Raw genomic sequence first — 7,435 nt, 5'->3', positions numbered from 1 at the left:
GGCGTCCAGATACACCTCGGTGTCGAAAACGGCGCCCTCGTCGGTGCGCAACTGTTGCCAGTACGCCATTGCCGCGTCCCATTGGTCACCGGTGGGGGCGTGCGGGCGACCGCGCAGGAACTCGTAAGTGGTTTCGTCTGGTGCCACCATGCCGGCGCGAGCACCGGCCTCGATGCTCATGTTGCAGATCGTCATCCGGCCTTCCATCGACAGCGATTCGATGGCGCTGCCGCGGTATTCGATGACGTGTCCCTGCCCACCGCCGGTGCCGATCTTGGCGATCAAGGCCAAGATGATGTCCTTGGCCGAGACGCCGGGAGGCAATTCGCCGTCGACGTTGACGGCCATCGTCTTGAACGGACGCAGTCGCAGCGTCTGGGTGGCCAGCACATGTTCCACTTCCGACGTGCCAATCCCCATGGCCAGCGCGCCGAATGCGCCGTGGGTGGAGGTGTGGCTGTCGCCGCAGACGACGGTCATTCCCGGTTGGGTCAGGCCAAGTTGCGGTCCGACGACGTGCACGATGCCTTGTTCCAGATCACCCATCGGATGCAGCCGGACACCGAATTCCGCGCAATTGCGCCGCAATGTCTCGACCTGGGTGCGCGACACCGGGTCGGCGATCGGCTTGTCGATGTCGATGGTGGGGACGTTGTGGTCCTCGGTGGCGATCGTGAGATCGGGACGACGCACTCCGCGCCCGGCCAGCCGCAGGCCGTCGAACGCCTGCGGACTGGTGACCTCGTGCACCAGGTGCAGGTCGATGTAGATCAAGTCGGGAGCATCAGAGCTCGCTCCGGACACCACAACATGGTCCTCCCACACCTTTTCGGCCAAGGTGCGGGGCGCGCGGGTTTCGGCGGACATGGTTGCCTCGATTCGTTCGGTGACGGCTCGCTGACCAACAGGGCTGGTGATCTCACGATGCGAGACGTTAGTATCTCCCTATGAGACAGCATAGCGGCATCGGCGTGTTAGACAAAGCCGTGGGCGTCCTGCATGCGGTCGCGGAATCCCCGTGCGGGCTGGCCGAACTGTGTGAGCGAACCGGTCTGCCCAGGGCCACCACTTATCGGCTCGCGGCGGCCCTGGAGGTGCACCGCTTGCTGGGGCGCGACGAGGAGGGCCGTTGGCGGCTAGGGCCCGGGGTCGCCGAATTGGCCGCTCACGTCAACGATCCGCTGCTGGCCGCGAGCGCGGCGGTGCTACCGCAATTGCGGGAAAGCACCGGCGAGAGCGTCCAGTTGTACCGCCGGGAAGGCACTTCGCGGGTGTGTGTGGCGGCGCTGGAACCTACTGCGGGGCTTCGCGATACGGTGCCGGTAGGCGCGCGTTTGCCGATGACGGCTGGTTCGGGTGCCAAAGTCTTGCTGGCCTACAGTGACGCCGCGACGCAGGCGGCGGTGTTACCGAGTGCCAAGTTCACCGACCGGGTGCTCGCCGAGGTGCGTCGGCGCGGTTGGGCTCAAAGCGTGGCCGAACGTGAGCCGGGTGTGGCAAGCGTTTCGGCGCCGGTTCGCGACGGCCGGGGCACCGTGGTGGCCGCAATCTCGGTCTCGGGTCCCATCGACCGCATCGGCCGTCGACCCGGCGCGCGGTGGGCAGCCGACCTGTTGGCCGCGGCGGACGCCCTGGCGCGCCGGCTGTAGCGCGCGGGTGTGCGTTCACGGTCTTCAGTGCGCGTCCACGGCGGGAATAACGCGATGTGCGCGCCCGCGGCGCACGCTCGAAGTCGCCGGTACACAGTCGAAGCAACCCGTACCGACGCGGCCTGACAGACTGACGCCATGGGAACCAACCAGCGCGCCGACATCGTCATGTCCGAGGCGGAGATCGCCGATTTCGTCAATTCGAGCCGTACCGGAACGCTGGCCACCATCGGCCGCGACGGCCAACCGCATCTGACCGCCATGTGGTACGCGGTGGTCGACGGGGAGATCTGGCTCGAGACCAAAGCCAAGTCGCAAAAGGCGGTCAACCTCAAACGCGACCCCCGGGTGAGCTTCTTGCTCGAAGACGGCGACACCTACGACACCCTGCGGGGAGTGTCGTTCGAGGGCACCGCCGAGATCGTCGAGGACCCGGACGCCCTGCACCGCGTGGGCGTCAGCGTCTGGGAGCGCTACACCGGCCCCTACAGCGAGGACGTCAAGCCGTTCGTGGAGCAGATGATGAACAAGCGCGTCGGCGTGCGCATCGTGAGCCAGCGCACGCGCTCGTGGGATCACCGCAAGCTGGGTCTGCCGAAGATGCCGGTGGGCGGGACGACCGCACCGGCCGCGAAAGGCAACGCGCAGACCGGCCAATAAGTTTTGTAGCCCCGATGGGATTCGAACCCACGCTACCGCCGTGAGAGGGCGGCGTCCTAGGCCGCTAGACGACGGGGCCAGAACCGATCCGAGCAGTCAGCATAGCTCACCGCGGTACACCCGCCTAATCGCTTGCGCGGGCGGAACTTTGCTGGGGTACCAGGACTCGAACCTAGAATGGCTGAACCAGAATCAGCTGTGTTGCCAATTACACCATACCCCATGGGCCGCCTATAACAGCTGGTCAGAGCGCTTTTGCGGGCGTTGGTCCGCGTCGGTCGAAGCGCTGGCTGCCTGCCTTTGTAGGCCGACGTGCAGACTACCAAATCGCTTGGTCGGTTCCTATTTAGCTCCGCGCTAGGCGGGGCCGACCTGTTCTCGTGCGGCCTGCAGCCGGTGTAGCGTGCGGTCGCGGCCCAGCAGCTCCAGCGACTCGAACAGCGGCGGGCTGATTGTTGTTCCCGTCGCGGCCACTCGGATCGGCCCGAACGCTTTGCGCGGTTTGAGTCCTAATTCCTCGATCAGCGCGGTTTTGAGGGCCACTTCGATGGCCGTCGCCGTCCATTCCGTCACCCCGTTGAGCGCGACCAGTGCCACGTCCAGCACCGGGCCGCCCTCGGCGGACAGTTCTTTGGCGGCGGCCTTCGGGTCGATCGCGTACTCGTCGTCGTTGAGGAACTTCAGCAGCTCCCAGGCGTCGCTGAGCACGACGATACGGGTCTGCACCAGGTCGGCGGCCACGGCGAAGGCGGCTTCGTCCAGGTCGATACGCCGGCCGTGTGCGGCGAAGAATTCGCGTAATCGGCCGGCGAAGTCGGCCGGGTCGAGCAGCCGAATGTGCTCGGCGTTGAGCGCATCGGCTTTCTTCTGGTCGAACCGGGCGGGGTTGGAGTTGACGTCGACCACATCGAAGGCGGCCACCATCTCCGCCAGGCTGAACAGGTCGTGGTCGTCGGCGATCGACCAGCCGAGCAGCGCGAGGTAGTTGAGCAGGCCCTCAGGGATGAACCCCCGCTCCCGGTGCGCGAACAGATTCGACTGCGGGTCGCGCTTGGAAAGCTTCTTGGTTCCCTCACCCAAGACCGTTGGCAGGTGCGCGAATTCGGGTGTGCGCTCGGCCACTCCGATCCGGATGAGCGCTTGGTAGAGCGCCAGCTGACGCGGGGTCGACGGCAGCAGGTCCTCGCCGCGCAAGACGTGGGTGATCTTCATCAGGGCGTCGTCGCACGGATTGACCAAGGTGTACAACGGATCTCCGTTGGCGCGGGTGAGCGCGAAGTCGGGCACCGAGCCGGCGGCGAAGGTGGTCTGACCGCGCACCAGGTCGGTCCAGGTCAGGGCCTCGTCAGGCATCCGCAGGCGCACCACCGGCTGGCGGCCTTCTGCCCGGTAGGCCGAGCGCTGCGCGTCGGTCAGGGTGCGGTCGTAGTTGTCGTAGCCGAGCTTGGGATTGCGGCCGGCGGCCACGTGCCGGGCCTCCACCTCTTCCGCGGTCGAAAAGGCCTCGTAGGCCTCGCCGGCCGCGAGTAGCCGCGTGACCACGTCGCGATAGATCTCTCGGCGCTCCGATTGCCGGTACGGCCCGTATGGTCCGCCCACCTCAGGCCCTTCGTCCCAATCCAGACCCAGCCAGCGCAACGCGTCGAGCAGTGCGAGATAGCTTTCCTCAGTGTCGCGTTGGGCGTCGGTGTCTTCGATGCGGAACACGAACGTGCCGCCGGTGTGCCGGGCGTAGGCCCAATTGAACAGCGCGGTACGAACCATTCCGACGTGCGGGATGCCGGTGGGTGACGGGCAGAACCGGACCCGAACCCCGGCGGTCACGACTTTCTCTTACGCACAACAGGATTGCTCAATGTGCCGATGCCTTCGATGGTGATCGAGACGGTGTCCCCGTCCTCGATGGGGCCGACACCGGCGGGAGTTCCGGTGAGGATGAGGTCGCCGGGCAGCAGCGTCATGACGGCCGAAATCCATTCCACGATGGCGCCGACGTCGTGGATCATCAGCGAGGTCCGGGAGTGTTGCTTCATTTCGCCGTTGACGTCGGTACGCAACTCGATGTCGGCCGGGTCGATGTCGGTGACGATCCACGGACCCACCGGGCAGAAGGTGTCATGCCCCTTGGCCCGGGTCCATTGACCGTCGGCCTGCTGCTGATCCCGGGCGGACACGTCGTTGCCCACGGTGTACCCGAGGATGCTGTCGGCAGCCTGCGCGGCGGGGACGTCCTTGCACGGCCGGCCGATGACGATGGCCAGCTCACCCTCGAAGTGCACCGGGGATGCATTGGCCGGCAATCGGATTGGCACGTTGGGGCCGATGATCGCGGTGTTGGGCTTGAGGAAGATCACCGGGTCGGCCGGTGCGGGGCCGGTCTGGGCGCCCATCTCGGCGATGTGGTCGGCGTAGTTCTTCCCGACGCAGACCACCTTGCTGGCTAATATCGGGGCGAGCAACCGGACGTCGGCCAACGGCCAGGACCGGCCGGTGAAATTCGGTGTCCCGAAGGGATGCTCGGCGATCTCTCGTGCCGTCATGCCACTGGGGTCGTCGAGTTCGCCGTCGATACTGACGAAAGCGACTCCGTCTGGGCTGGCAATTCGACCAAGGCGCATTCCGATGAGCCTAACCAGTGTCGGCCGCCGCCTCACGCGGCGGGTAGTGCGGCCGCGGTGTCGTCGCGGCGGTGAACCGCGGGAAAACTAGTTGGTAACAGACGGCGCACTTTATCTAACATGTGTGCAACCATGTTTGATGCCCATGGACCCGACCAGCGCGGTCACCCGCTGGTCGATGGTCGGGATCGCGGTGGGGGTGACCGCCAGCGCATTCTGTTTCATCAACGCCGTCCCGTTTCTCATACCTGCGCTGGAGGCCGCACGCGGCACACCACTGTCGGAGACCGGGCTGCTCTCGGCGATGCCGAGCCTGGGCATGGTCGTCACGCTCATCGGCTGGGGCTATGTCGCCGATCGAGTAGGAGAGCGAATCGTGCTCACCGCCGGGTCGGCACTGACCGCCATCGCGGCCTACGCCGCGTCGACCGTGGACTCGCTGGTCGTGATGGGCATCTTCCTGTTCCTGGGCGGCATGGCGGCCGCGAGCTGCAATCCCGCCTGCGGCCGCTTCGTTGCGGGCTGGTTCCCGCCCGACCAACGCGGTGTGGCGATGGGGGTCCGCCAGACGGCGCAACCGCTGGGAATCGCCGTCGGCGCCATGGTGATTCCGCGGCTGGCCGCGCACGGTCCGGCTTTGGGGTTGTTGTTCCCCGCGTCGGCGTGTGCGGCGGCCGCCGTCATCGCGGCTCTGGCCGCCCACGACCCGCCGCGCCTGCCGCCCCGCGACGTCAGCCAGAACGAGCTGGCCAACCCCTATCGCGGCACCGCCATGCTGTGGCGGATCCACGCCTTTTCCGCGCTGATGGTCGTGCCACAGTCGGTGACGGTGACCTTCATGCTGGTGTGGTTGATCGACGACCACAACTGGTCACCGGATGCCGCCGGTGCACTGGTGACCGTCACGCAATTGCTCAGCGCTGCCAGCCGGATCGCCGCTGGGCGGTGGTCGGATCTCATCGGCTCGCGGATGCGCCCGATCCGCATCGTCGCGGCCGGGACCAGCCTGGCGATGCTGCTGCTGGCGCTCACCAATGACATCGTCGCGCCGCTCGCCGTGGCGTTGATGATGTCGGCGGCGGTCATCACGGTAATGGACAACGGGCTGGAGGCCACGGCCATCACGGAGTTCGCCGGCCAGTACTGGAGCGGGCGGGCATTGGGCGTGCAGAACACCGCCCAGCGGGTCATGGCACTGGCCGGACCCCCGCTGTTCGGGACGCTCATCGCAGCGACCGGCTATCCGTTGGCGTTCGCGCTGTGTGGTCTTTTCCCGTTGGCGGCGGTGCCACTAGTGCCCGCCGCATTGCCCGCACCAGATTCGGCCGAAAGACCCGAGCAGCAACCCGTTCGGCGCTTCCGGCGCAAGCCTGTTCGTTCCCCGGACTGACGCTTCGTCTTTCGACTCAGCGCCGTCTCGCTGCCAGCGGGTGAACAGCGGGTTATGTCAGCATGGTGGGATGCTCAAAAATCCGACCAGCACCGCCGCCCGCTGGTCGATCGTGGTCGTCTCATTGGTTGTGACGGCCAGCTCGTTCCTGTTCATCAACGGAGTCGCATTCTTGATCCCGGCGCTGCAGAGCAACCGCGAAACCCCGCTGACCCAAGCGGGTTTGCTGGCGTCAATGCCCAGCTGGGGAATGGTGGTGACGCTGGTCGCGTGGGGGTATGTGCTGGATCGGGTCGGTGAGCGCATCGTCATGACCGTCGGTTCGGCTCTGACCGCGGCCGCCGCTTATGCCGCGGCGTCCATGCACTCCCTGGTGATGATCGGCGTCTTCCTGTTCCTGGGTGGCATGGCCGCCGCGAGCTGCAACAGCGCCGGCGGCCGCTTGGTGTCGGGATGGTTTCCGCCCGAGCAGCGCGGCCTGGCGATGGGCATACGGCAGACCGCGCAGCCGCTGGGTATCGCCTTGGGCGCGTTGGTGATACCGGAGCTAGCGGAGCGGGGCGCCCAGGCCGGTCTGCTGTTCCCGGCAATCGCCTGTACGGCGGCCGCGGTGGCCAGTCTGATCGGCGTCACGGATCCACCGCGCAAGAACCGGCAGTCGGCCACCGGTGAGGAGTTGGCCAGTCCCTATCGCGGCTCGTCAGTGTTGTGGCGCATCCACGCGGTTTCGGCGCTGCTGATGATGCCGCAAACGGTGACCGTCACCTTCATGCTGGTGTGGCTGATCAACCACCACCACTGGTCGGTCGCCGCGGCCGGCGGTTTGATGACCATCTCTCAGCTGCTCGGCGCCGTCGGCCGCATCGCCGTCGGCCGCTGGTCGGATCGCATCGGCTCGCGCATGCAACCGGTCGCGGTGATCGCGGTCGCCGCGGCCATGACGCTGTTTCTGCTGGCCTTGTCCGACCACATCGACTCGCGGTACGACGTGCCGCTGATGATCGCCATCTCGGTCATCGCGACGCTCGACAACGGGCTGGAGGCGACCGCGATCACCGAGTTCGCCGGGCCGTTCTGGAGTGGACGCGCGCTGGGCATCCAGAACACCACCCAACGGG

The 7,435-nt window shown here is 66.6% G+C and carries 7 protein-coding genes and 2 tRNA genes; 4 read left to right on the top strand and 5 right to left on the bottom strand.

Annotated elements, in window-relative coordinates; genetic code table 11:
* Positions 1-867, bottom strand: an 867-nt coding sequence (locus tag A9W95_RS10440; protein WP_253851621.1) for an aconitase family protein, incomplete at its 3' end; no start/stop codon positions are given.
* An 80-nt stretch (positions 868-947) separates the two neighbouring features.
* Here A9W95_RS10440 and A9W95_RS10435 point away from each other — a divergent pair.
* On the top strand, positions 948-1,649 hold the full coding sequence (locus tag A9W95_RS10435) for an IclR family transcriptional regulator (protein ID WP_067411771.1): 702 nt from the start codon (positions 948-950) through the stop codon (positions 1,647-1,649).
* A 138-nt stretch (positions 1,650-1,787) separates the two neighbouring features.
* On the top strand, positions 1,788-2,309 hold the full coding sequence (locus A9W95_RS10430) for a PPOX class F420-dependent oxidoreductase (RefSeq protein WP_067411769.1): 522 nt from the start codon (positions 1,788-1,790) through the stop codon (positions 2,307-2,309).
* A gap of 6 nt (positions 2,310-2,315) precedes the next feature.
* On the opposite strand, the gene A9W95_RS10425 is transcribed toward A9W95_RS10430, so the two are convergent.
* The 4 genes from A9W95_RS10425 to A9W95_RS10410 form a co-directional block, all read right to left on the bottom strand.
* Positions 2,316-2,388: transfer RNA gene (locus A9W95_RS10425), tRNA-Glu, on the bottom strand.
* A 72-nt stretch (positions 2,389-2,460) separates the two neighbouring features.
* Positions 2,461-2,532: transfer RNA gene (locus A9W95_RS10420), tRNA-Gln, on the bottom strand.
* A 134-nt stretch (positions 2,533-2,666) separates the two neighbouring features.
* Positions 2,667-4,133: a glutamate--tRNA ligase gene (gltX, locus tag A9W95_RS10415; protein WP_082983018.1), complete on the bottom strand. Its 1,467-nt coding sequence runs from the start codon at positions 4,131-4,133 to the stop codon at positions 2,667-2,669.
* On the bottom strand, positions 4,130-4,927 hold the full coding sequence (locus tag A9W95_RS10410; RefSeq protein WP_067411766.1) for a fumarylacetoacetate hydrolase family protein: 798 nt from the start codon (positions 4,925-4,927) through the stop codon (positions 4,130-4,132). Before A9W95_RS10410 ends, gltX begins: the two co-directional genes overlap by 4 nt.
* A gap of 139 nt (positions 4,928-5,066) precedes the next feature.
* Here A9W95_RS10410 and A9W95_RS10405 point away from each other — a divergent pair, with 139 nt between their 5' ends.
* Together A9W95_RS10405 and A9W95_RS10400 are read left to right on the top strand one after the other, a co-directional pair.
* On the top strand, positions 5,067-6,317 hold the full coding sequence (locus tag A9W95_RS10405; RefSeq protein WP_067411763.1) for an MFS transporter: 1,251 nt from the start codon (positions 5,067-5,069) through the stop codon (positions 6,315-6,317).
* 70 nt (positions 6,318-6,387) lie between these two features.
* A partial coding sequence (locus A9W95_RS10400; RefSeq protein WP_067411761.1) for an MFS transporter occupies positions 6,388-7,435 on the top strand: 1,048 nt, incomplete at its 3' end.

The sequence above is a fragment of the Mycobacterium sp. 1423905.2 genome, from assembly GCF_001673155.1.
Classification (GTDB): Bacteria; Actinomycetota; Actinomycetes; order Mycobacteriales; family Mycobacteriaceae; genus Mycobacterium.
The sequence above is the reverse complement of the archived record's forward strand: the minus strand, read 5'-3'. Positions and strand labels throughout refer to the sequence as shown.

Excerpts from the sequence above, each read along its gene's own strand:
- A9W95_RS10435 (WP_067411771.1), top strand. The coding sequence starts at position 948 with ATGAGACAGCATAGCGGCATCGGCGTGTTAGACAAAGCCGTGGGCGTC.
- A9W95_RS10430 (WP_067411769.1), top strand. The coding sequence starts at position 1,788 with ATGGGAACCAACCAGCGCGCCGACATCGTCATGTCCGAGGCGGAGATC.
- A9W95_RS10410 (WP_067411766.1), bottom strand. The coding sequence starts at position 4,927 with ATGCGCCTTGGTCGAATTGCCAGCCCAGACGGAGTCGCTTTCGTCAGT.
- A9W95_RS10405 (WP_067411763.1), top strand. The coding sequence starts at position 5,067 with ATGCCCATGGACCCGACCAGCGCGGTCACCCGCTGGTCGATGGTCGGG.